The following is a 21,927-nucleotide window of genomic DNA, read 5'->3' as shown; positions in this document are numbered from 1 at the left end:
CATGAAACCAAATCAGGACAGCAAATATTGGATTGGCGTTGTATCTGCTTCTCATGTGAATGTAGCGGTAGAGGGAGGGTTTGCGCAGTTGTGCCATGGCAAGTCAGCGCTGTTGCGACAAATGTCTGCGGGTGATTGGCTGATATACTATTCTCCACGCACAGACATATCAACTGGCAAGCCACTTCAGGCTTTTACTGCTATTGGTCAAATTACCGACGACAGGATCTACCAATATCAGATGTCGGAATCATTTGTACCCTTTCGCCGAGATCTTCGTTATCTTCCGTGTCGAGAAGTAAAGATCGCAACGTTGTTAGACCAACTCAGTTTTACACGCGGGAATCGCAATTGGGGGTTTCCATTTCGTAAAGGTCATTTTGAAATTGGGGCTGAAGACTTCATGATGATAGCTTCCTCCATGTTGGAAAATGAGACATTATCACTACTGGATATTAGCTTAAGCCAGAAATGTTAACCAAAGCAAAAGGCCCATAGATTGTCTATGGACCTTTTGCTGTTACGGATAATCATATCCTCCACCGTTGATATTACATTTGCGAAGACGATGAATGCCCAAGGAAAGACCTTTAATCGCCCCGTATTTCTCAATAGCTTGAATCATATACACAGAACAGCTTGGTTCAAAACGACATTTGTTCCTCACTTCAATGGGGGCAAAACGTTGATAAATTCTAATACTCCATATCAGGATTGCTCTAACACGTCGTAGAACTATGAATAACATACTTGCTATGAAAACAATCTGGGCACTCAGCAAAGCATATACTGGAATGAATGGATTCAAGAGATAGAAACATATCATAGAGATGATTAGACCTGCGAATAATGCAAGTGTAACGTTAAGCAAAGACTTCAACCAATCGATTTCTGGAATAACATGAGTTCTTATATAGAAACTGCTTCGAGGGTCGTTTTTTTCATGATGTGTATGTAAGAGTCTAATAAGTTCTTCTTCGGATGGCATGTTATTATATATCAGTTCCTCAGATTCTGAGTTTCTCATGATTGTTGTACTATTATTAAATCTCTCTGTAGAAAATCAGCATATAATGATGCGTTGTAACAGGTTGCTGGAGACAACCGGGTTTCTCAGTGACGGATAGCGACTCCATGGATTGATAGGTCCATCCAGATTGTGCTTTGTGATTAATGATATCCGCAAATAAATTAACAGCAGCCTGAGTATCACCTCGGTTTACTTGAACATTTTTCGGACCTGGAACGACTGTGTACTCTCTCATTTAAATCTTCCTTTCGTATGTTGGAATTATGGCAATAGACATTCCATTATTTTACTATGGGGATGGTAAACTGTCGATTGAAACTTATTAGATGAGATTGGATTAAATTTATCGGCCATCTAACAGGATGGTCTTTGTTGCGTGCGACGGGCAGTCGTTTCTTTAGCGAACTATTCGCTATAAGCAATCTGTTAAAAGTGGCGGCTACGTTACCTTAGGTAAACACGAGCCGAGAGCTTGGAAGGATGTTTTTCTGGAGGGTGAAAGTCCCTCCTCAAGCGCTCTGGTGCGACTTGAGAAGCCTAATCTAGGGCAATATCGCGAGGTACTTGTCTGAAGGAGATGCGGATAATCGAGAGACCCGCAGGCGGATGAGCAGACCCAAATGCGAAAGCGTGAAGCACGTAGCGGCAGGATAAGTCGGCGACTGTGCGTAAATAACGGGAAGCCTAGGAAAAAAAGTTGTCCAATGAACCAGACGAACAACGATGGCTTATCAAGTGAAGGTGCTGGGCATGTTCAGAAGGAAGATACGATGACCCCGTGAGGTTCTCTGCTTCCCTGGAAAAAAAAACAGGATGGCTACATATAAGGTTTCACCGAAGTTGTAGACATGGTAGAGAATTCAGACGTTCTCATAGTACGGAAGTAGGCAGATGACTAAACGTTTGCTGAACGGAAGGGGAATGACCTCGTGGACAAACACTTGAATATGGTGCTGAACAACCGTCACGCTACTGCGGTAAGAACGAACGGAATGGAATGGGTACGATGAAAGGTGAGCGATAGACTTGAATCAAGAATTGAAGCTAAAATGGCACAGTATTTATGGGCAAATTCTGTTTGATCGAAAACTTCACGCAGCATGGTTACAAGTGAAGGAAAACAAAGGTGCAGGTGGAATCGACGGCGAAACCTTGGAGAGTTATGAGAAGAAGCTAGACGAAAATCTAAGCGAACTCTTGCAAAAACTCCGGGACAAAGCTTATGTTCCATCCCCCGTACGCAGACGATATATCCCAAAGAAGAACGGGAAGATGCGTCCGCTAGGTATAGAAGACCGGATTGTACAACAAGCCATTGTGAACGTGTTACAGCCAAAGTGTGAGGAAAGCATATTCCATCGTTGGTCATGCGGGTATCGCCCAAACTATGGAGCGAAACGCGTCGCCCAGATTATCCTGTGGAACATCGAGACGGACCATAATTTTATCTATGACTGTGACATTCGCGGCTTCTTCGATAATATCCCGCATAAGAAATTGATGGGAGTGTTAACGAAATACATAGCGGACGGAACAGTGTTGGATATGATCTGGCAGTGGCTCAAGGCTGGATACATGGAAGAAGGAAAATACCATGAAGTGGATGCTGGAACGCCGCAAGGCGGTGTCATTTCCCCAATACTAGCCAACCTGTATCTCAATGAGTTGGACTGGAAGTTGGAGGAAAAAGGCATTCGATTCGTGCGTTATGCTGATGATTTTCTGTTGTTCGCGAAAACGGAGGAAGAAATCCGGAAAGCGGCAGAAGTCACCCGTGAAACGTTGAAAGAGCTTGGACTGGAAGTGGCCATGGAGAAAACGAAAACAGTGAACTTCAAGAAAGACGACTTTGACTTCCTGGGCTTCACGTTTGAGCATTGGCGAAAACGAAAGAAGGACGGGAAACCTTACTTCATCGCAAAGCCAAAGGACACCACGTGGAAGGATTTCAAGCAGAAGGTTAAGGCTAAAACGAGGAAAACACTAACGCTGAACAAGAAAGCATGGCTCGAACGCGTCAATCCGATTATTCATGGAAAGGTAAACTACTACCTAAACCTGTACAAAGCCGTAGAGGAAAACAAACGATATGGACAGGAAAGTCGTTGTTTCTTGAATGCATGCAGAAACCAGCTCTTGGATATGGACGGGTATGTAAGACAACGACTGCGAGTCGCCATGATTCCCAGCCATCCAAGCCAAAGAAAAGGGCATGCGATGAAGACGAAATGGAACAACGAATTCTTTGCTCGAATTGGACTCGTTCCTGCGTTCTGGGTATATTACAATGCGCAGTATGGTTATACACTGGAAAACTATATCGACTACATGAAGAACAGACAGAAGACAAAGCATGCCCGGAAGGTGCAAAAAGCAAAGAAACGAGGGCAAGAGTATTACACTCCTGAACTCGTCCGTAAGATGCAATACGCACAACGTTTAGCGACATATTGATTACAAGTTGAATCACGTTGGTGAGCCGTATGCCTTAGTAGGGCACGTGCGGTTCGATAAGGGGGGAGCCATGAGAGTGGTTCCCCTACTTTATTATTAAGGTTTAAATTCATTTGGAAAAGTCAATAAAAGCTCTGTAAGCAATGCTGTACAATCCACTGAAAACCAGTACAATTGAACCTATAAAACCATGAGATAAAGAGAGGGATTTCTCCATGACCGATACAAGCGGGAATCGCAAAGTTGATGGCTATCTAAAAAAACTCAAAACGTGGAAGGAAGAGTCCACGAAGTTGAGAGAGATTATTCTGGATTTTGAACTGACAGAGGATATGAAATGGATGCACCCTTGTTACATGCTGGATGGAAAAAACATCGTTTTAATCCATGGATTCAAAGAGTACGTAGCCATTCTATTTTTCAAAGGTGCTCTACTGAAGGATACACACGGCATTTTGGTCCAGCAAACGGAGAATGTACAGGCAGAACGCCAGCTTCGCTTCACCAGTCTGGAGCAGATTGAGGAGCAGGAGGCTATGATCAAAGCCTATATCCAGCAAGCGATTGAAGTGGAACAAGCCGGACTGCAAGTGGAAATGAAAAAAACTGCCGAATATAGCGTTCCTGAGGAACTTCAGCAGCAATTCGATGAGAACCCTGCTTTCCGAGATGCATTTGAAGCACTGACACCCGGACGGCAGCGGGCATATCTCTATTATTTCTCACAACCGAAGCAATCCAAAACAAAAGTGTCACGAATCGAGAAGTGCATGCAGCCGATCCTGGAGGGCAAAGGATTGAATGATTAATCTTATAACAATATATTTGAGGGAAATTAAGAGTTAAACGAGTTGAGAGCCTTTCAGATATAATCCGAGAGGCTTTTTGCTGTTTTTCCATTAGCGGGCAAGTAACAGTTTGTATAAAGCCAATGCTTTACTTGAATGTGTAAGATATGATAATAATCTACTTATCTAAAAACGGTTGAAATTATGCGTTGCTCGTGTGTTGTTTATATAAACGGAAAGTTGATAAAGGAAATTGTTTTACGTGATTAGGACATATCAACACTATGTTATGTCTAATTTTGCTAAAATAGGATTTGTTATTTCAGTAGATTAATCATTTTCCAAAATCCATCTACGATCACGTAGCCTACGGCCCAAGACAGCACGACATTCGAGACGAGAAGAAGTTATATGAGAGATTGTGAGCCTCTGTGCCGCTTTTCAGTGGGATGAGGTAAAAGTCAAAACCTGAGGCGTTCCGCGTTAAACCTGTCCGGTGGGCAGCAGCAACGTTTCTGTATCGCTCGTGCACTCGCAGTGGAGCCGATATTCTGCTGATGGTTGAGGTGGCCACTTCGCTTGAACTCTTCTCAACCTTCAAGATTGAGGAGCATGTGTATAAACTGGAGGAAAGTTATACCATCTTGATCGTTACACATAACATGCAGCAAGCAGCCTACAGTTCCCAGCAGACCATGTTTTTCCTGAGCGGAGAGATCGTGGAATATTCTCCTACCCAGAGTATGTTCGCCAAGCCTGTGGATATGCGTACTCAGGATTATATTAGCGGCCGATTTGGGTGATTGTTTTTCTCTTTGAAATTTGAAAGTTTTTTTGCTCACTCATGATTTTTTGCTGCAAACTTTATTGTCTTGCAACTCGTGTTAATCATCCTGATTCCATTTTTTTAAAAAATGTTGAAGTAATTTTTTTCGTGCCCTTGCCAACCGTTGAGTAAGGACAGACTCAGTCAAATGCAGTTCTTGACGGATTTCTCTATAAGATTTTTCTTTCATATAGAAAAGAATTAAAACTGCTCGATATTCTGGTTTTAATTCTTCAATTGATTGATGGAGCAATTTACTTTTTTCTTTAGCTTCTACCTCACTTGCTACACAATTTTTTTCAGAAAAAGCCTTATGTATATCAACATAATTGTGCGGGTGATTTACCATCTGATGCTCACGTTTTAATTTCCGTAAATGATCGAGAGCAGTATTGCGAGTAATTTGTTTGATCCAAGCTAGGATGTTTGTCTGAGAACGTATTTCAGAACCTTTGGTGATGATTTTTATAAAGGCGTCATGAATTATATCTTCTGTAATTGAGTGGTCATGAGTTATTAAATAAACATCCCAATAAACAAAGCGGTGGAATGAAAGATATATCATCTTTTGTTTGCTAATATCTAATTCATAGAGCGATTTGCATAATAATAAATGGAACCAGTTGTCCATAAGACTCCCTCCAAACAAGAATATTAAAATTAATTTGAAGTATAAGTTCTATGACAATTATACCTTCTATATGGAAAAAAAAGTTCTTTATAATAAATTTAAAAAAATCTTTAGTAATTTGTAAATTATCGTTAGGTAATCGGCTCGCGAAACGTTATATAAGTATGGACTTTAAAAACGAACAAGAGTTACCCACGCATATTCATCAAGAATTAATTGTACATATCAAATAAGTAGGGAGCTCTGTTTGGGCAGAAGGGGGGATAAAACCTTTAACAGGCCTAACCTACTACAAAGATCCTTACCTGATGGAGGCTAAGTTATGAAAAATGAGAAACGATTACGCATTGTTGTTGTTCTGTACCTATTGATAATTTGTGTTCTAGGTAGACTTATTTTTATGATCCCTAATCAAAGATATTTAAACATTCTAAACATTGATGATTTTTATGTAACCAGCTGCATTGTGTTACTTGCCATCACTTTACTTATTTTCTTTTTTGTAAAAGGCAGTGTCGGAAAAAAGTTATGGATGACAATCTTTTTTTCCATCATCATTTTCACCATTTCAGCAGTATACTTTTACTCTAATTTACCGCAATATACCTATGAAGAAGCTGCTAAGAAAGTGGCGAATGCCGAGAAGCAGAAAGGAAAATCAGTTCAGCTTCAGATTCCGATGTATAGAGAAGATAAGCTGGGTGTAGGCAAAGAATCATTTTTGCAAATGACGAACCACACTTATTATATTTATTTAAATGTTGATGATAAGCCTCTTGTATTTAAATTCAATCCTCTAAGTGGTCAGTTTGAAGAAGTCACTGGAGAACGAGTCTTGGAAGAATATGAAGTTCAATGATGGGAGAGAATCTCTACAATGAAGAAAAAAAGTTTATGTATTATCTTAATTATCGCTATGTTAACAGCTATATTTCCTATGACGATCTTTGCAGATGTGGAGAATAAAATTGTAAAAGAAGAGACGGCTATCACAGATGATGGTTACACGATTAAAGTTGTAGAAACTACAAATTATGTTAATACGGAGGTTTTTGATCCAAATGGGAACTTTGTAGACGCAACAAAGCTTGATTTAAAATCTGGTCAAGTAACATTCACTCAAAGTGATGGCACAGTGGAACTGTCTCGTTTCGATGACTATGTTGAAGAAGTAACCCTTAGCATTCCTGAGGAACATATATCTAAGGCAATTGAAGAAAACTCATTAAATCAGGGCCAGAACAGCCTGGTTGAAAAAAAATTATCTGATGTTACAATTCAAGCTCTAGTTAATGAACCTGTTACTGACGATGGATTGGTAGACTCAGTATATGGTGACGGTTATAAATTTCTTGGAAGTTCTGGGGTATGGTATTTCGATGATTTGGGTTATTTATTTAGAAAAATTGGATCAATGACTAAGCATGAATCGCATCAATTTACCTTTACAGCTGGAACGGCTGTTTCCACTATTCTAAGCATTATAGTGGGCGCTTTCACTGGAGGCGCATGGTCTACAGTGGTCATTACAAGTCTTTTGATTACAGGTTCAGGTGCTCTAATTGATTATTTTAGAGGAACGTTTGATTACAGGACTTATAATTATTTGTATAAAGTTCGAGTGAAAACACAAACATCGTTTGAAACTTATCGTAACATTAGTTATTGGGTGAGTTATAGCGATGCTACTGCCACACTAAGGTTTAAACAAAAGAACTTTAACCATGGGTTCTCTCCAGCCAATTCTGAAATGGTTAAAGCGGGGATCGATAAGTATATGGTAGCCAATCCTTAATAAAGGCCAAGGATATTTCTGAATATATAGGTTACAATCTGATTGTTTCTGTCAATGAACAAAAATTAGCGAAGCTTCTGAAAATATCAAATCATGATGCTGTAAAAAAACAACTGATATCCTTTTGGGGTATTAGTTTTTTTTTTATTGAAATATCCTTTCTTGAGGTGGTATTCAAGACATACACCATTGCTCTAATTCATGAAACTAAAGGGCAAGTTATAGAACAATTCCCTACTTACCCGCAGTACACCCCTCAACTCCCCCGAGAGCATAGAGTACTTGATCGAAAGAGATTGGGAGCTGACCAAAGACTATAAATGGATACATCTGTGCTACACGTTGAACGGGAAAAACGTCAAGGATTACTGTGACATCCTATTTATAAAGATGTTTTGTTGAAAAATACCCATGGTATCTTAATCCAGCAAAAAGATAATGTACAAGCAGGTCTGCTAGTGGAGAAAAAGAAGACAGAGAGATACACTGTTCCCGAGGAACTTCAGCAGCAGTTCGATGAGAATCCTGCCTTCCAGGCCGCATTTGAAGTACTGACACCCGGACGGCAAAGGAATGCTTGATTAAGGTGTTTGCTTGATAAAGGTATCTACCATCCAATCAAAGAATTTTAGCTTCTCTTCATAATGTGGGTAGTGAGCCGAGTTTTTATAGGCAATGAATTCCTTTTGTTTTCCTTCAATCTGGTCAAAAAACACCTTGGCGGCATGGGCTGAAGTCATAAAGTCGTAATCTCCCATGACAAAATAAAAGGGGAGATCCAGCTTCGTAATCAAGGAAGGCAAAGGACGGCTCATGGCTTCCCTTATCAGTATTTCTTGCGAATAAATGATTCCTTTATTATAACGAATGGCATCCAGCATATTATATTCATGGCTGAACGTCATTCCTAGGAAGCTGGTGTCAGGGCTGTCCATCAACCTTGATGCGCCTCCATAACGTTTAACGATATCTCGCGGCGTGAATGCCTGTCCTTGTTTGATCGGTTCATAGATCTGCTCCAACTGGTTTATGTCTTCATGATTATCGGCCAGTTGGGCTTGCTCCATAACGTAATTCCATCCGTCCGTTTCGCTCTGTTGTGTATCTGCCATCTGCCCGATCCCAATGTAGGCTTCATATCTATCGGGTGCCCGATGCGCAGCAAGAGTTCCTATGTATGTTCCATATGAATGACCAATTAATATTACCTTTTTCTTCCCCAGACGTTGAGTAATATAATCCGTGACGGCTAGTAGATCCTCAACCAGCACATCAGCTGAGAGATTGGAATAGTCCTCGAAAAAATGATAGGATTTGCCGCTTGCTCTCTGATCATAGTTCACAATCGTAAACTGAGATTCTAATAAATCTTGGTGCTTTTTCGCGTACGGAAGTTCAGATGCACCCGGTCCACCGTGTAAATAAAGGATAACTGGGTTGTCCAGATCCTGTCCTCTGATCATGATTTCATGTCCCGTAACGTTGATTTTAACTTGTTCCAATACATGAATAGGGTTTGTGCCTTTTATTTTTGGCGTCCATGTTGCAAAGTAAAGAACAACGAGTGATAGTGTTAAAGTAGTAACGCCAAGCCACAAACCTGTTTTTTTCATTTTGTTCATAGGATATGTCTCCTCTGGTTCAATGTCTTGAAGTGATTATTGTTCATAAACTCATAACTCTATCTTACGTGATTCGTCATTGATTCAAATCGTACGCCAGATTGAATGTGCTCTCCGTCTCAGGTTGGACATAAAAGACCTCAGTCCTGATGAACAGGACCAAGGCCGCCACTTGAATATCTTTTTATGTTTATGAAAAGACCTCAGTATGCTGAAGTTACAGCAGAAAGATCGGGATAAAAAAGATGATGCCGATCCCGAAAGTGGATGCCAGAATTAATGACGTAATGCCCGAGAAAATCGTATTGATTTGCAAAAAGGTATTACCCCCCCTGTAATGCACTTTGTAGTGGTCCCAGAATTGGGATCGATCCCACGCACAACAATGAGATGGCAACCGTTAATCTTTCATTTAAACCATTGGACGAGAATTTGGTCATGATATTGGACAAAATGTTCTCGAAGTTAATCAGTTGCCCAATGATCCCGCCTAATGTGAGGAAGATGATAAACATAATCTGATATTGGCTGGTCGATATGCTGCTCATGGTTGTACTCATGCCTATGATGAGCGCCCTGATCCCAATCACTTGATTGAGTATGGACTTGTAACCGTCATTCATGAACCTTTTGGAGATGGCTCCAAAGGTACTTCCGCATATAATGGAAAAACAGTTGATCAATATCCCAAGCATGATTTAACTCCTGAATTTACCAAACTGAGTATAGAACATCGTCAACTTCTTTGATTCTTGTGACAGATGGTGTTTGAATTAGATTTCCTTTGACCATGACCATAGCGATGTCTGACAAGGCCTCGATATGTTCCAGCGGATTTTGCTCCATGATAATCAGATCGGCATTTTTCCCGATATCCACCGTCCCTGTAACATGATCAATACCTAGGATCTTCGCATTGGTTCGAGTCACCATGTCGATGACCTGTTTGTTGGTCAAATTCGTAAAGAAGCGTTCGAGCTTTCTTGTTTAGCGGACTTTATTTGCATGTAGTTATACCAGTGTTATGTTAACAATACAAGATATTAATGATGAAGGATGAGCATGGATCATGAATCCCGAGATGAAAGAGTTTATATATAAGCATTATCTGAAGAAAGGTCTGGAGCTTGAAGACAATCCAGTCACAGACGCTGGAATAATATATGCATTGGATGTCTATCAGGTATCCGCTAGAATCAGGAAAAGAGTTGCTAGAATTACGGCTATGATGATGGAGGACGATGAAGATCATAGCCTAAATGCTTTTAGCGACATAGAAGAGAGGGCAATTCATTTATTTTACAGCACAGGTGTTCGAAAAACAGACACGGATCTGAAGCGAAGCGGATTACTGGAATCAGATATACAAGCGTTGTTGCACCGAGGTTTTATTTTACGAATTGTACGATATGAACCCGACGGAAAGACGGGAAAACAAAGTGAATACAGGATGGGCTACAGGTTATACCAACTGCTGGAACTGAAAAAGTTGCAAGAAGAAGAAAAAAGCCAGGAGTTAGTTGAGGATTGGTGCAGTGCTTTAACGACTGTACTGAATGCTGTAAAAGAGGACCCCAACATTTTCCCAGAAGACTCAGCGAAAACGAATCAAATATATGAGTACCGCCAAGCCTTCTGGCGCTTTGTGGAGAAGTTCGTTTCAGTATTGAAGCAAACATCTGGCATGAACGAAATTGCTGACTCTTTGGAGATGGATCGTTCAGCCTGGACCCATAAGAAACTTTTACTGTATGTCGAGTTCGTTATAGCTGTTGCCGAGATTGTTTCCATCAAGACCTCTTTTGACTGGAAAGAGATTGGGGCACGACATTATCGTACGATTGGTGGCTCCAAACGTTTTGATATACACAAGCTCTCTTTTTTGGAGCAATTCGAGCAAAATCTCGGATTTCCGTTGCATGTCATCGGTTTGTCCAGTCAAGGTGTGATTACACCTGTCTATTTTGCAGGTCAATTAAGCGGAACGGGTGGATTTCAGTATCCACAGGGTTTCCTGCATGCGACGACGGATCTGACGGTATTTAGCACTCATTTCTATACGACATGTCGTGTTCTGTGGATTGTGGAGAATCGTGCGGTTGTTACACGAATGGTAGCAGAGCCTGATTTTCTGATGCGTTCAGACAGTTTGGTGTTGGGAATAGATGGTCAACTACGAGGTGGACACCGCAAATTTATTACTGACGTGCTAACACATTCTAAACACTTGGAGCAAGTGGTAGTCTGGTGTGACATCGATCATGCGGGATTCGTTATCACGAAAAATGTGGAATCCTTGTTGCAGTCTCACACGGCTTTAATCACCAAATGGATTCTTCCGATCTCGTCCGCCAATCAAAGGGAGCAATTTCAAGGTGAAGCTCACCAATGGGCATCTTTCGAGACCGAAATGGAGAAAAGGCTTGCTCTCGGGCACGCTGGAGAACAGGAAGCCGAGATGGGAGGTGCGGAGCGTTGGATGAGTTGGTTGGCAACAGTATGATCTCAATTCTGGGCGCTGATACCCCGGACCATCTTCAAAAGGAAGCGCTAAGGGATATCGTCAAGCTGGCAGGTGTGTTAACCGAACTGCGTGAATATTTCGAGGAGCCGCTGAAAGTGCTAGAGGTTCTGAAAATGTTGAATCTCATTCAACGTGAAGCCCTTGGACTGGACGAGCCATTGGAGGATCTGGAGGCTTTGTTTTATCGCTTTCGGAATCGTTATGGAACTGAGCCGAATATTCCGATGGAGCGTTTGCTAAATGTGTTGCAAAAATATAACTGGATCATTCGCGGCAAGAAACGTTTGACGATGATGGATGCGGGAAAACGCATGATGGACATGCTCATCCGGCTTGCCAATGATTCACTCGCGTATTACATGCAGGATGAAATTGCCCGTTCCTTGTTTCAGGCGAAGCGAGATGCGGACCTAAGTGAGGCCTATGATGACAAAGGCATTTCGGGAGGTAATCGGCTTGCAAGCATGATTCGTAATGTTGAAGATGCTGTAGAGAAATTGAAAGAACGCCAACTGGAATTTCTCGCTGATCGACATGCGCTGCCACAGATTCAGATCATTGTGGAGCTTATGCAGGAATTAAATGCCCGGATGGATGAACGTCTGGAACGGTTTTCTACATTTGAAGAAGGTTTTACTTTTGCGCCGATTTTGAAGAGGGGGACGGAAGTCATGTTCGAGGGGACTCAAGTATCGATGGGGACGTTGAACAAATTTCTGAAATTCTCACACTTGCAGCAGACGGAGGTTGGACAAGAGATATCTCCACAAGCGATTCGTCAATTTATTATTCAATCATTTTTCAAGCGTTCAGATTCGGAGTTGCCGAGTGGTCATGAGATTTTGAGCTTTCTGGAGCAGGATCGTATTTCCGGTGAGAGACTGGATGGCATGTGGGTCCCGGTTCAGTTTGCTTCTCCCATCTCCAACCGTCAACTGGCCGATACCGTGCACTATCTGGAGAATTATGTTCCTTCTACGGAGCCCGTTCAGGAATACGCTGAGCCGCAGTATATTCAGGCAGAGGAATGGACGGAAGAGGAACTGGAAGCTAGGTTGCAGGAAGTGGAATGGCATATGACCAAGACGAACATTCGAACGGATGAAGTGGAGCGTGTATTGGAGGAGAAAGAGCGTTTGGGATTACAGGAGCTGTTGCTGGAGGCGGGATCGCATCATTGGTCAGATGCAGTCAATGCGTTGCTCGCTGTCGCGGCACTTACTGGTGCTCAGAAAGCATCGATTGACGAGAGTACAGAAGTACAGCCTGAAAGTTTAACGGAAGGAACAATTCAGGACAAAGAATGGGAGATTGTAGAGAGAGGAAGGGGTAAATATGCCGTTCAACGAACTGGAGGAAACACACAGGCAGCTTCCATTGGGAGCGATGGAACGACTGACCGCGGTACTGAGCCCGGATGAGGAATATGCGTTTGTGCAGATTATGTTTTCTTCTTCCGCATCCGTGCGAAGTGACAGTTTTGGATTGTCCAAGCGTGAGGTGATGAAGATTTTGAAGTTAAAGCAGGAGGATGAGCAAGGACTTATTTCTTTTTTGAAAAGGGTAAACCAATCCATTAGCCGCTACTTTCAGGTCGTCTATGATGAACGCAGAGACCGGATCGTGGCCCTGATTCATGTCCCAGCCAGACAGGCCAGAGATTTGCTTTCATCTGAAAGCCTTGCGCTCTTGATGTTCATTTTTTATCATCAGGAGGTTTTACAGAATGAATATACGTTATTTGCACAGCTGCTCGAGGCCTTCGGGCATGAATCGCTGGACGTGCGGCGTAAAATTCTGATGAACCTGGATGCGCTGATGAAACTTGGGGCAGTTGTGAAATACGAGAATCCCTCCAACGAGGAAGCTTACGCGCTGACAACGATTGGAAGTCGTCTGTTCTCGGATTCGTATTTGAAACGGTTTGCCGAATTTAGTCATTCTCAGCAGCTTCATATGGACGATGTGTTGAAGTTCTTCAAACGTTACAACCTGACGGCAGGTGCAGACTCATGACACCTTGGGCTATTCGTTTTAGCGGCATTCGGGATTTTGTGGATACCCAGCTTGAACTGGGTGATCGTCAAGATCATGTTCTGATTGGAGGACCGAATGGATCGGGTAAATCGACAATCAGCTTTTGCATAGGCGCTGTGCTGGCTTCTCAAAAGGTGCTAGTCGATGGTTTGCGTTCCCGTAACTTGCCACCTGATCAGGTCTGGAGAGCAACGATCGAACTGGTGTTTGAGAATGTGGGCAATCATCAAGTGGAAGCTGCCGGTTATGTTGGTTTTCGGCTTAATATGGAACAAAAACCTGGAGATCCCGTTAAGAAAGAGTTTTGGATATACGAAGGAGAAGAAGCGTGGAACTGGGATAAGGAAACTCGCTATGTCACAGGTGATAGCACCAACCATCTACATGAATATCGACATCAATTGCAACATAAGTACAAAGTTGACCCGGATACGTTTTATCTCATCTGGTATCAGCAGGACGTGAATCAGTTCGCGGTGATGCGTCCGGAGGAACGATTCCGTATCTTCAGCGAAATGACAGGTATTGACCGGATGCAGAAGCATTGGGAGAGTGTAAAAGAAGAACAAAAAGAAGCGCAGCAAGCGTTACAGACCGCAGAAAGCAACCAGCATCAACATAAGCTGAATTTGGGCAATTGGCAGCAGGAGAAGGAACGTTTACTCAGCCGTAATGAACGTCGCTTACTTGGTCTGCAGCTTACGTTAACGGCCTCTGCTACACTCCGTGAGAAATATGAACAGGAATATCTCAGGCTGAAGGACAAATTGGAAGAGATCGAGGATCGTCATAGTGAGGAAATAGACAAATGGGTGAAGCTGGAGAGTGACCATAAACGTTATGACGAGGAAATGAAGCAACGCACTCAGGAAAAAGAGGTCATGGATTGTGTACTGGATGAGTTGGAGATCCAGGTGAATCACCTTAACGAAGAGCATGATGCGCGGGTGCTGGAGCACCGAAAGTTAGCGGATCAGCTACAGGAGCTGCAAGAGCGCATTCAGAATGTACCCTATGCAGAAGCAGAGGTAAGAGAACGATTGCAGATCCATCAAGCTGAACTTGATCGGCTGGAGCAAGAGCTCATAGAAAAGAAACAGGCGCATATTCATGCGGATGAAAAGTGGGATGCGCTAACGAAGGTTTCGGCCAAGCTTGATTATGAACTCAGGCAGCATGAGATCAAACTAACAGAAGCAGAAGCGATGGTTGCGCAGTATGGCTCAAGCAGCAGCCTGGAGCTGGAAGCGCAGCAACTAGAGAAGAAACGCATTGAATTACAGGATCAACGGCGCAAGCTTGAAGATATGCTGCAATTGCTCCGTAAGGAGAGACAAGCATTAACTAGGGATGAAGTCAGAAGCATTAGACAAGATACATCGATTCGGAGTTTGGAAGAACGGGGACTCACGGTGTATACGTTGAGGGATTTGCTTGAGATGGATGAGCATTCGCCGCTGGAACTGGAAAAAAGGCTGGAGCCCGTCAAATATACGTTGTTTGTGAATGGGAAAGGCTTCCGGGCGCCAACCGATCTGTATCACGTCGAATTGCCAGAGGTTGTACCCGAAAGAGCGCTCGATGTGTTAGATGAGCAGGGTCTGAGGGTCAAGCAGGGACTGGATGATATACGATATGCGGCTGCGCAGAAAGCCCTGTGGTGGATTCATACTCTGCATTCGCAAGTGAAAGAACAGAAATCAGGTTTACAGGACGGACAGCTTCTAGATTCATGGGGCCGCCGGGGAGCGCAGGAAAAAGAGCAGTGGCTGCTTAATCCGCGCGGCGTTGCGCTCCGAATCAGACAAACGGATGAAGAAGTGCTCAAGCTGGAGCAACGTCTGGAGGGTGTCCATCAGCAATATGATACATGCGAAGAGCGCTTGAAGTCGATTCGATCCATACTGCATCAGATTCGGACAGCCGAGGGTGTGATCGCGGATGTGGCTCGAAGAGATTGGGCCAAGCAGGAGTGGGAACGTACAGTTAATGAACTCCAACGATGGAAAGAGAAGAGAGATCAGCTCCAACTGGAGCAAGAGGCATTAAGTCAGCCTATTGTGATGCTGCGTTTAAAGCTCCAGACGTTGCAAGAATACATGAGCATTTATCATGAGGCTAGTGATCAGAATGTGGAACTGGAGCGTCTCCGGCAATTGGGGCATGAACTGGAACGTAGCAAGTCACACGTTAAACAGCTAGAGCGCGAGTTGGAGGACAAGCTGGCGGAGAGCGATCAGTTGGAGCGTGCGCTGGAATCAACGGCCCGAAGACTTAGGGAAAAAGCGCAGTTTATCACAGCAACCAATCGGGTTCTGGACGATCTGAAGCTGGAAAAGAAACAGGTTAGCGAGCGTTGTGGTGTAGCGGAGCAAGCTTATGCAGCCGAACAACAATTTTATCTCAATTGGGCAGAGCAGCTTCCCGCCGTATTTGCAGCTATTACAGAAGAGCAGCCGGACTTTCCCGTCAAGATGCAATGGAACGAAGCGGAAGCTCGACATGAGAAGGAAATGGCTTTAACGCAATTGCAGCTCGCTTGCAGAGAGGCGATAGATGAGAATGCACTTGAAAATTATGAGAAAGTGAAACAGGAATATGACCGGGGAGCTCAGGGGGTGCTGGAGGCGCGTTCGCTTTTGCAGCAGCTCGAAGAGAGTCTGGAGGACCTGGAGGAAAAGCTGATGAATACCATTCATTATGAAGTAAGGCGAATTCATCAGCGCTTTGTGCATTATATGGACAAGTTCTCCTTCGATGGTGAAGTCAGCTGGGACATGCAGGAGCAGAAACAGGGGAACGTTAAGTATTTCCTTCATATTAAAGCACGCAAGCAAGGGCATCGGGGTACACTGGAAGAGATCAGCATGAAAGGTCGAAGCGGCAAGGTTGGCAAGGGTGTATCCGGTGGCGAGGAATCGCTAGGTTCGTTGCTGTTTGCACTGGCACTCATGAAAACCATTGACGCGAATCCGGGCTACATTATGCTGGATGAATTCGACAGTGCCTTGGACGAGAGCAGGAAAGCCAAAGTATTTGAACTGTACCGTGACGAATTGGCACGCAAAATGATTATTCTATCCCCCAAATCCCACGAGTCCGATTACTTGAACTATTTCAGCGAAGCCTTCGCTGTGTACCACGATGCCAGAATAACACGCAGTGCATTGATACGAATCAAGAAAAAAGCGGAGATACAAGAACAGGGTCATTAATCGTTCTTGAACTTGATTAATGGAACAATAGAAAATATGAACCGAACATGACCACCCATCTGGCGGGTGGTCATGTTTTTTTGTTGACTGAGGGGATGTTGCCAATAATGAGCGTGCCAATCCCAGTCTTGACTCACCATACGGAGTTAAGTACCTCATCTACTTCCTTGATCTGTGTGCCGATATCCAATGTATCTCAGGGCTTCAATGGATTGATTGGTGTGAATGCGATTTCATTGTCCCATTTACAAGAGTCGTTGACAAATGAAAGGGTTGTAATTATACTTCAGTTAAACGTTTACGTAAGACGTATATTTAAGAAATGGGGTGAGACTATTACTCCAACGATTAAGGATGTAGCCAAAGCGGCAAACGTATCCGTAGCCACAGTTTCGAGAGTGCTCCATAATTTAAATGGCTATTCTCATAAAACAAAGGTTAAAGTCCTTGAAGCTGTTGAAGAACTTGGATACCACCCTAACGCTATTGCTCGGGGACTCATCAATAAAAGGACACAAACCATTGGCGTTTTGTTTCCCAATGTGTCCAGTGGGTTCACGTCCGAGATTCTTTATGGTATTGAGGAAGCTGCCAATGAGAAGGATTACAGTGTAATCGTATGTAATACAGCAGCAGATGGAAAAAGGACCATGAAATATTTACAGGTTCTTCGGGAAAAACAGGTGGATGGTGTTGTATTCACAAGTGAGATATTGAAAGATGAATACTATCATCAGTTGAAAAATATGAAGATGCCTGTTGTATTGGTTAACACACATTCTGCCAAATACTCAATCCCGTATGTGAAGGTCGATGATCGGCAAGCTTCTTATCAAGCAACTGCCTACTTAATTGAAAAAGGACACACTGACATTGCGATGATCGGTGGAACTCCTTGGGACACTGTAGCAGGTATTCCTCGCGTTGAGGGTTACCGACAAGCTCTTGCAGATCACGGGATTCCTTTTGAAGAAACTAAAATAGCTTACGGAAATTTCCATATGGAAAGTGGAAGATCAGCTATGGCGAAGCTATTGGAGGAAGCACCACCTTTCACAGCCCTTTTCGCAGCTAGTGATGAAATGGCGATTGGAGCTATGGGAATGGCTTTTGAAAAAGGGATAAAGGTTCCAGAAGAGCTTTCTATCATCGGTTACGACGACTTAAATTTAGCAAAAATCATTTACCCGCCTTTGACAACGATTCATCAACCATTGGCTGAAATGGGACGTATTGCTGTTGAAAAATTAATAACATTAATTGAAGAGCAGGGAGAGGTTTCTAGCAGTATCGTCAGCCATTCCATTGTGGAAAGACAAACCGTAAAATCTAAGACATAACTTTAACTCTGTAATAAGGCAAATGGTTACGCTCCGGTATGTAGATAATCGCTCTATAATATCGGAGGTAATTCTGCTTTGGAGGTGAGAATCTTTTTTTGCAATATAGAGTAAACGTTTACGTAAAATCCAAGTGATTTACATTATTTTAAGTTTAAAAAGGATTCATTCGGTAGGGTAATTATGTTGAATCAAGGTGTTTTAAGCACATTTAGAGAGATTGAGTCAACTTAAACGTTTAAGTAATTATCACAAAACGATGGACAGTAAGGAGTGGAAGCTTTGAAACAAAAATGGTGGCAGACTGCGGTCATATATCAGATTTATCCTCGAAGTTTTCAGGATAGCAATGGCGATGGTATTGGAGATTTGAGAGGCATTATCAACCGATTGGATTATTTGCAAGAATTGGGGATTACGGCTATATGGCTAAGTCCTGTTTATCAGTCTCCTAATGATGATAACGGATATGATATCAGCGACTACCAAGCTATTATGCCAGAGTTTGGCACAATGGAAGATATGGATGAGTTAATTGAGCAAGCAGGTCAGCGCGATATCAAAATTATTATGGATTTAGTTGTCAATCATACCTCAGATGAACATAAGTGGTTTATTGAATCTCGGAAGAGCAAGGATAATCCATACCGTGATTATTACATTTGGAGAGATCCACTAAACAACGACGTCCCCAACTCCCTTCGTTCAACTTTTAGTGGAAGTGCATGGGAGTACGATGCGGAGAGCAATCAATATTATCTTCATCTCTTCAGTAAAAAACAGCCGGATCTTAACTGGGAGAACGAGAAAGTCAGACAAGAAGTATGGGACATGATGAACTTCTGGCTGGAAAAAGGGGTCGGCGGTTTCCGAATGGATGTTATCGATTTGGTGGGGAAAATCCCCGATCTGGGAGTAACCGGAAATGGGCCTAAGCTGCACGATTATTTGCAGGAAATGAACCGAGAAACCTTTGGGAAATACGATGTCTTAACCGTTGGAGAAACCTGGGGGGCTACACCTGAAATCGCCAAGCTGTACTCGGACCCCAAGCGCAACGAGTTGTCCATGGTCTTCCAATTTGAACATATTGGTTTGGATCAACAAGAAGGGAAGGAAAAGTGGGATCTTAAGCCACTGGATGTGAACGAATTAAAACAGGTTCTTAGTAAGTGGCAGGTCTCCTTAGGGAACGAAGGTTGGAATAGCCTGTTTTGGAACAATCATGACTGTCCACGGATTGTGTCGCGCTGGGGGAACGATTCTGCATATCGGGTCGAAAGTGCAAAAATGTTTGCCATCCTGCTTCATCTCATGAAAGGGACGCCTTACATTTATCAGGGGGAAGAGATCGGAATGACCAACTACCCTGTAACGGATATTAACGAGGTTCAGGATATTGAGAGCATTAACATGTATCATGAACGATTCGAAAGCGGATACAAACATGAAGAAATTATTGAATCTATCAATGCTAAGGGGCGGGATAACTCCAGAACTCCGATGCAATGGGATGATTCTGAACAGGCCGGTTTCACATCAGGAATTCCGTGGTTGCACGTCAACCCTAATCATCGGGAAGTGAATGTGACAGCCAGTCTGGCAGACCCGAATTCGATCTTTTATTGTTATAAACAACTAATTCAGTTAAGGAAAGCTAATCCTATTCTCGTATGGGGAGATTATGAATTGGTAGATACACCAGCGCACGTATTCATGTATCTAAGGCATTATCAAGGCCAAACATGGGCCGTAGTTGCGAATTTCGGTCCAGAAAAGGCGACTTTGAATATGCCGAACTTTGGTCAAAGCCAGAACATAATCATCAGCAACTATGATCGGGAATCCGTTGATTTTGCCAATTTGTTATTAAATCCTTACGAAGCTTTTGCTGTTGAAGTGTAAATTAATGATCAGAACCTTGTTGTAATACATCTTAGTGTTGGGGGTAGCATGGAATGAGAAAAATATTGATATCAGCGACTGCAGTGTTCATGTCTGTAAGCGTTCTTATGGCGGGGTGTTCAACAAGTTCCAGTCCTGAAGGCGCAAATTCAACAGCGACAGCCGAAGAACTAACGCCATATGGGAAATATGCTGAAACCGTTACCTATACCGTCGGAAAATCGACACCAGGCATTCCTAAGCTGCCTGGAGGCCAAAGCTACGAAGACAATGCCTTTACACAGTATTTGAAAGAAACGCTGAATATTCAAAATGAAAATAAATTCGAGGCTCAATCTGGAGATAACTATGATCAGAAAGTAGCAATGGCTGTAGCCTCAGACGATTTACCCGACATCATGGCAGTAGACGAGCAAACATTACGTCAATTGGTTGATAATGATATGATCGCTGACCTAACAGAAGTATATGAGTCGAGCACTTCGGATATCGTGAAAGAGAAATATGCTTCCTATGGGGGAAGAGTACTGGAAGCAGCCACGTTTGATGGGAAGCTGATGGCTATGCCATCAACCTCTAATGCCAATATTCCGACGATGTTATGGGTAAGAAAAGATTGGCTTGATAAGCTGGGTTTGTCCGAACCTAAGACGGTTGGAGATATGGAGAAGATCCTCACCGAGTTTGTACAAAAAGATCCTGGCGGCAACGGAAAAGGGAAAACCGTAGGATTAGTGCTTGCAAAATCTATCGGTGGTTTATACGGCTCACTATTTCAGGCCGATAATATTTTTGCAACCTATCAATCCTTCCCTCGCCAATGGCTGGATAAAGATGGGGAAGTTGTATACGGGTCTACTACGGAGGAAACCAAACAGAGCTTAGGATTGCTTGCCGACTGGTATAAAAAAGGCTTGATTGATCGGCAAATGGCTGTGCGCGATAGCATTGAATCCGTAATTATCAGCGGGGAAGCAGGCGCTTTCTTCGGTCCTTGGTGGTCGGCAGATTATCCGCTAAATGATGCCAAACGCCAAAATAATGATGCGGATTGGAGACCCTATATTATTTCTAAAGATGGCAGCGGAGAAGTAACGGCATACACCCAAAATCCAGCCGCTGAATTTTATGTGGTTAGAAAAGGGTTCGAGCATCCGGAGCTGCTTCCGAAACTCACCAGCGCACTGAATGACAAGCTGGTAAATGAAGATCTGAACTATGAACCGGTTGTCGAATTTATTAAAGGTGGATTCGATGGCGGCAAACCGCTGGGAATTATGGTGAACTATAACGATGCAACCGCACAAATGTACAAGGATTTGAAGGCGACCGTTGACGGGGAGAAAGAATATGAAACGTTAACGCTGGATGACCGAACATCGTACGATAAAATCGTAGGTTACATGAAAGACCCGGAGAAAGCCGATGCCAATCAATGGAGTGGATACATGTCCAGAATGGTAGGAGCTAAATTAATGGCGGAAACAAAGGTGAATGATGTACACCCTGTATTCTTTGGTCAAACCAAGAGCATGAAGCTGAAATGGACGAACCTGGTTAAATTGGAGGATGAAGCCTTTCTTAAGATTGTGATGGGGGAGGAGCCATTGAGTTATTTTGATACTTTCGTCGATACTTGGAACAGAACCGGGGGAAGTGACATAACCAACGAAGTTACACAGGCCATCATGAATAAATAAATAGGGTTGAAGTGGGGACAAGTCAAGCTTTGTGCCCACTTCTAACATTTTTGAAAGAAG

The 21,927-nt window shown here is 43.0% G+C and carries 19 protein-coding genes and 1 pseudogene; 14 read left to right on the top strand and 6 right to left on the bottom strand.

What is annotated here, in order from left to right; translation table 11 throughout:
- Window position 1 precedes the first annotated feature (1 nt).
- On the top strand, window positions 2-478 hold the full coding sequence (locus C161_RS27985; protein ID WP_036617214.1) for an EVE domain-containing protein: 477 nt from the start codon (window positions 2-4) through the stop codon (window positions 476-478).
- Between the two features lie 42 nt (window positions 479-520).
- Here the strand turns inward: C161_RS27985 and yidD are convergent, their stop codons facing one another.
- Window positions 521-748, bottom strand: coding sequence for a membrane protein insertion efficiency factor YidD (gene yidD / locus C161_RS27980; protein WP_036617551.1), 228 nt, complete (start codon window positions 746-748; stop codon window positions 521-523).
- 295 nt (window positions 749-1,043) lie between these two features.
- Window positions 1,044-1,265 (bottom strand): hypothetical protein, encoded by a 222-nt coding sequence (locus C161_RS27975; protein ID WP_036617217.1) that lies wholly within the window; start codon window positions 1,263-1,265, stop codon window positions 1,044-1,046.
- A gap of 791 nt (window positions 1,266-2,056) precedes the next feature.
- Between C161_RS27975 and ltrA the strand changes: the two genes are divergently transcribed.
- The 3 genes and pseudogenes from ltrA to C161_RS32205 form a co-directional block, all read left to right on the top strand.
- Entirely contained in the window at window positions 2,057-3,484 is a 1,428-nt protein-coding gene (ltrA, locus tag C161_RS27970) for a group II intron reverse transcriptase/maturase (RefSeq protein ID WP_036674396.1), read from the top strand.
- 215 nt (window positions 3,485-3,699) lie between these two features.
- The gene (locus C161_RS27965) at window positions 3,700-4,293 is read left to right on the top strand and encodes a YdeI/OmpD-associated family protein (protein WP_036674395.1); all 594 of its coding nucleotides are present in this window, start codon (window positions 3,700-3,702) and stop codon (window positions 4,291-4,293) included.
- A 311-nt stretch (window positions 4,294-4,604) separates the two neighbouring features.
- Window positions 4,605-5,075, top strand: a pseudogene (locus tag C161_RS32205) (phosphate ABC transporter ATP-binding protein); the annotation flags it as partial.
- Between the two features lie 81 nt (window positions 5,076-5,156).
- Here C161_RS32205 and C161_RS27955 read toward each other — a convergent pair.
- Window positions 5,157-5,729: an RNA polymerase sigma factor gene (locus tag C161_RS27955; RefSeq protein WP_036674394.1), complete on the bottom strand. Its 573-nt coding sequence runs from the start codon at window positions 5,727-5,729 to the stop codon at window positions 5,157-5,159.
- Window positions 5,730-6,051: 322 nt separating this feature from the next.
- Between C161_RS27955 and C161_RS27950 the strand changes: the two genes are divergently transcribed.
- From C161_RS27950 to C161_RS33530, 3 genes are all read left to right on the top strand, one after another.
- A complete protein-coding gene (locus tag C161_RS27950; RefSeq protein WP_036674393.1) occupies window positions 6,052-6,588 on the top strand; it encodes a hypothetical protein in 537 nt (178 codons plus the stop codon).
- An 18-nt stretch (window positions 6,589-6,606) separates the two neighbouring features.
- The gene (locus C161_RS27945) at window positions 6,607-7,524 is read left to right on the top strand and encodes a hypothetical protein (RefSeq protein WP_036674391.1); all 918 of its coding nucleotides are present in this window, start codon (window positions 6,607-6,609) and stop codon (window positions 7,522-7,524) included.
- Window positions 7,525-7,922: 398 nt separating this feature from the next.
- A complete protein-coding gene (locus tag C161_RS33530; RefSeq protein ID WP_051450001.1) occupies window positions 7,923-8,105 on the top strand; it encodes a YdeI/OmpD-associated family protein in 183 nt (60 codons plus the stop codon).
- Here the strand turns inward: C161_RS33530 and C161_RS27935 are convergent, their stop codons facing one another.
- The 3 genes from C161_RS27935 to C161_RS27925 form a co-directional block, all read right to left on the bottom strand.
- Window positions 8,106-9,146 carry an alpha/beta fold hydrolase gene (locus C161_RS27935; RefSeq protein WP_036674389.1) on the bottom strand — a complete coding sequence of 347 codons (1,041 nt, stop codon included), beginning with the start codon at window positions 9,144-9,146 and terminating at the stop codon, window positions 8,106-8,108.
- 323 nt (window positions 9,147-9,469) lie between these two features.
- A complete protein-coding gene (locus C161_RS27930) occupies window positions 9,470-9,841 on the bottom strand; it encodes a DUF554 family protein (RefSeq protein WP_051450000.1) in 372 nt (123 codons plus the stop codon).
- 16 nt (window positions 9,842-9,857) lie between these two features.
- Window positions 9,858-10,103 (bottom strand): amidohydrolase family protein, encoded by a 246-nt coding sequence (locus tag C161_RS27925; RefSeq protein WP_235193968.1) that lies wholly within the window; start codon window positions 10,101-10,103, stop codon window positions 9,858-9,860.
- A 112-nt stretch (window positions 10,104-10,215) separates the two neighbouring features.
- On the opposite strand from C161_RS27925, the gene C161_RS27920 reads away from it, so the two are divergent.
- The 7 genes from C161_RS27920 to C161_RS27890 all read left to right on the top strand — a co-directional run bounded on the left by C161_RS27920 (window position 10,216) and on the right by C161_RS27890 (window position 21,867).
- A complete protein-coding gene (locus tag C161_RS27920) occupies window positions 10,216-11,649 on the top strand; it encodes a hypothetical protein (RefSeq protein WP_036674386.1) in 1,434 nt (477 codons plus the stop codon).
- Window positions 11,622-13,091, top strand: a complete 1,470-nt coding sequence (locus C161_RS27915; RefSeq protein WP_200869441.1) for a hypothetical protein — start codon at window positions 11,622-11,624, stop codon at window positions 13,089-13,091. The genes C161_RS27920 and C161_RS27915 overlap by 28 nt, the downstream gene beginning before the upstream one ends.
- Window positions 13,057-13,686 (top strand): hypothetical protein, encoded by a 630-nt coding sequence (locus C161_RS27910; RefSeq protein ID WP_235193967.1) that lies wholly within the window; start codon window positions 13,057-13,059, stop codon window positions 13,684-13,686. Before C161_RS27915 ends, C161_RS27910 begins: the two co-directional genes overlap by 35 nt.
- Window positions 13,683-16,922 (top strand): AAA family ATPase, encoded by a 3,240-nt coding sequence (locus tag C161_RS27905; protein ID WP_036674382.1) that lies wholly within the window; start codon window positions 13,683-13,685, stop codon window positions 16,920-16,922. Before C161_RS27910 ends, C161_RS27905 begins: the two co-directional genes overlap by 4 nt.
- Window positions 16,923-16,969: 47 nt before the next feature.
- Window positions 16,970-18,262 carry a LacI family DNA-binding transcriptional regulator gene (locus C161_RS27900; protein WP_327196810.1) on the top strand — a complete coding sequence of 431 codons (1,293 nt, stop codon included), beginning with the start codon at window positions 16,970-16,972 and terminating at the stop codon, window positions 18,260-18,262.
- A gap of 282 nt (window positions 18,263-18,544) precedes the next feature.
- Entirely contained in the window at window positions 18,545-20,167 is a 1,623-nt protein-coding gene (locus C161_RS27895; RefSeq protein ID WP_036674379.1) for a glycoside hydrolase family 13 protein, read from the top strand.
- Window positions 20,168-20,220: 53 nt separating this feature from the next.
- Window positions 20,221-21,867, top strand: a complete 1,647-nt coding sequence (locus tag C161_RS27890; protein WP_036674376.1) for an extracellular solute-binding protein — start codon at window positions 20,221-20,223, stop codon at window positions 21,865-21,867.
- Window positions 21,868-21,927 lie beyond the last annotated feature (60 nt).

The sequence above is a fragment of the Paenibacillus sp. FSL R5-192 genome, assembly GCF_000517845.1.
Classification (GTDB): Bacteria; Bacillota; Bacilli; order Paenibacillales; family Paenibacillaceae; genus Paenibacillus; species Paenibacillus amylolyticus.
This window is presented reverse-complemented; position numbering and strand designations above follow the sequence as displayed.

Bases quoted from the DNA above. Each gene is read 5' to 3' on its own strand.
- C161_RS27985 (WP_036617214.1), top strand. From the start codon at position 2: ATGAAACCAAATCAGGACAGCAAATATTGGATTGGCGTTGTATCTGCT.
- yidD (WP_036617551.1), bottom strand. From the start codon at position 748: ATGTTATTCATAGTTCTACGACGTGTTAGAGCAATCCTGATATGGAGT.
- C161_RS27975 (WP_036617217.1), bottom strand. From the start codon at position 1,265: ATGAGAGAGTACACAGTCGTTCCAGGTCCGAAAAATGTTCAAGTAAAC.
- C161_RS27965 (WP_036674395.1), top strand. From the start codon at position 3,700: ATGACCGATACAAGCGGGAATCGCAAAGTTGATGGCTATCTAAAAAAA.
- C161_RS27955 (WP_036674394.1), bottom strand. From the start codon at position 5,729: ATGGACAACTGGTTCCATTTATTATTATGCAAATCGCTCTATGAATTA.
- C161_RS27950 (WP_036674393.1), top strand. From the start codon at position 6,052: ATGAAAAATGAGAAACGATTACGCATTGTTGTTGTTCTGTACCTATTG.
- C161_RS27945 (WP_036674391.1), top strand. From the start codon at position 6,607: ATGAAGAAAAAAAGTTTATGTATTATCTTAATTATCGCTATGTTAACA.
- C161_RS27935 (WP_036674389.1), bottom strand. From the start codon at position 9,146: ATGAACAAAATGAAAAAAACAGGTTTGTGGCTTGGCGTTACTACTTTA.
- C161_RS27930 (WP_051450000.1), bottom strand. From the start codon at position 9,841: ATGCTTGGGATATTGATCAACTGTTTTTCCATTATATGCGGAAGTACC.
- C161_RS27920 (WP_036674386.1), top strand. From the start codon at position 10,216: ATGAATCCCGAGATGAAAGAGTTTATATATAAGCATTATCTGAAGAAA.
- C161_RS27910 (WP_235193967.1), top strand. From the start codon at position 13,057: ATGGAACGACTGACCGCGGTACTGAGCCCGGATGAGGAATATGCGTTT.
- C161_RS27905 (WP_036674382.1), top strand. From the start codon at position 13,683: ATGACACCTTGGGCTATTCGTTTTAGCGGCATTCGGGATTTTGTGGAT.
- C161_RS27900 (WP_327196810.1), top strand. From the start codon at position 16,970: ATGACCACCCATCTGGCGGGTGGTCATGTTTTTTTGTTGACTGAGGGG.
- C161_RS27890 (WP_036674376.1), top strand. From the start codon at position 20,221: ATGAGAAAAATATTGATATCAGCGACTGCAGTGTTCATGTCTGTAAGC.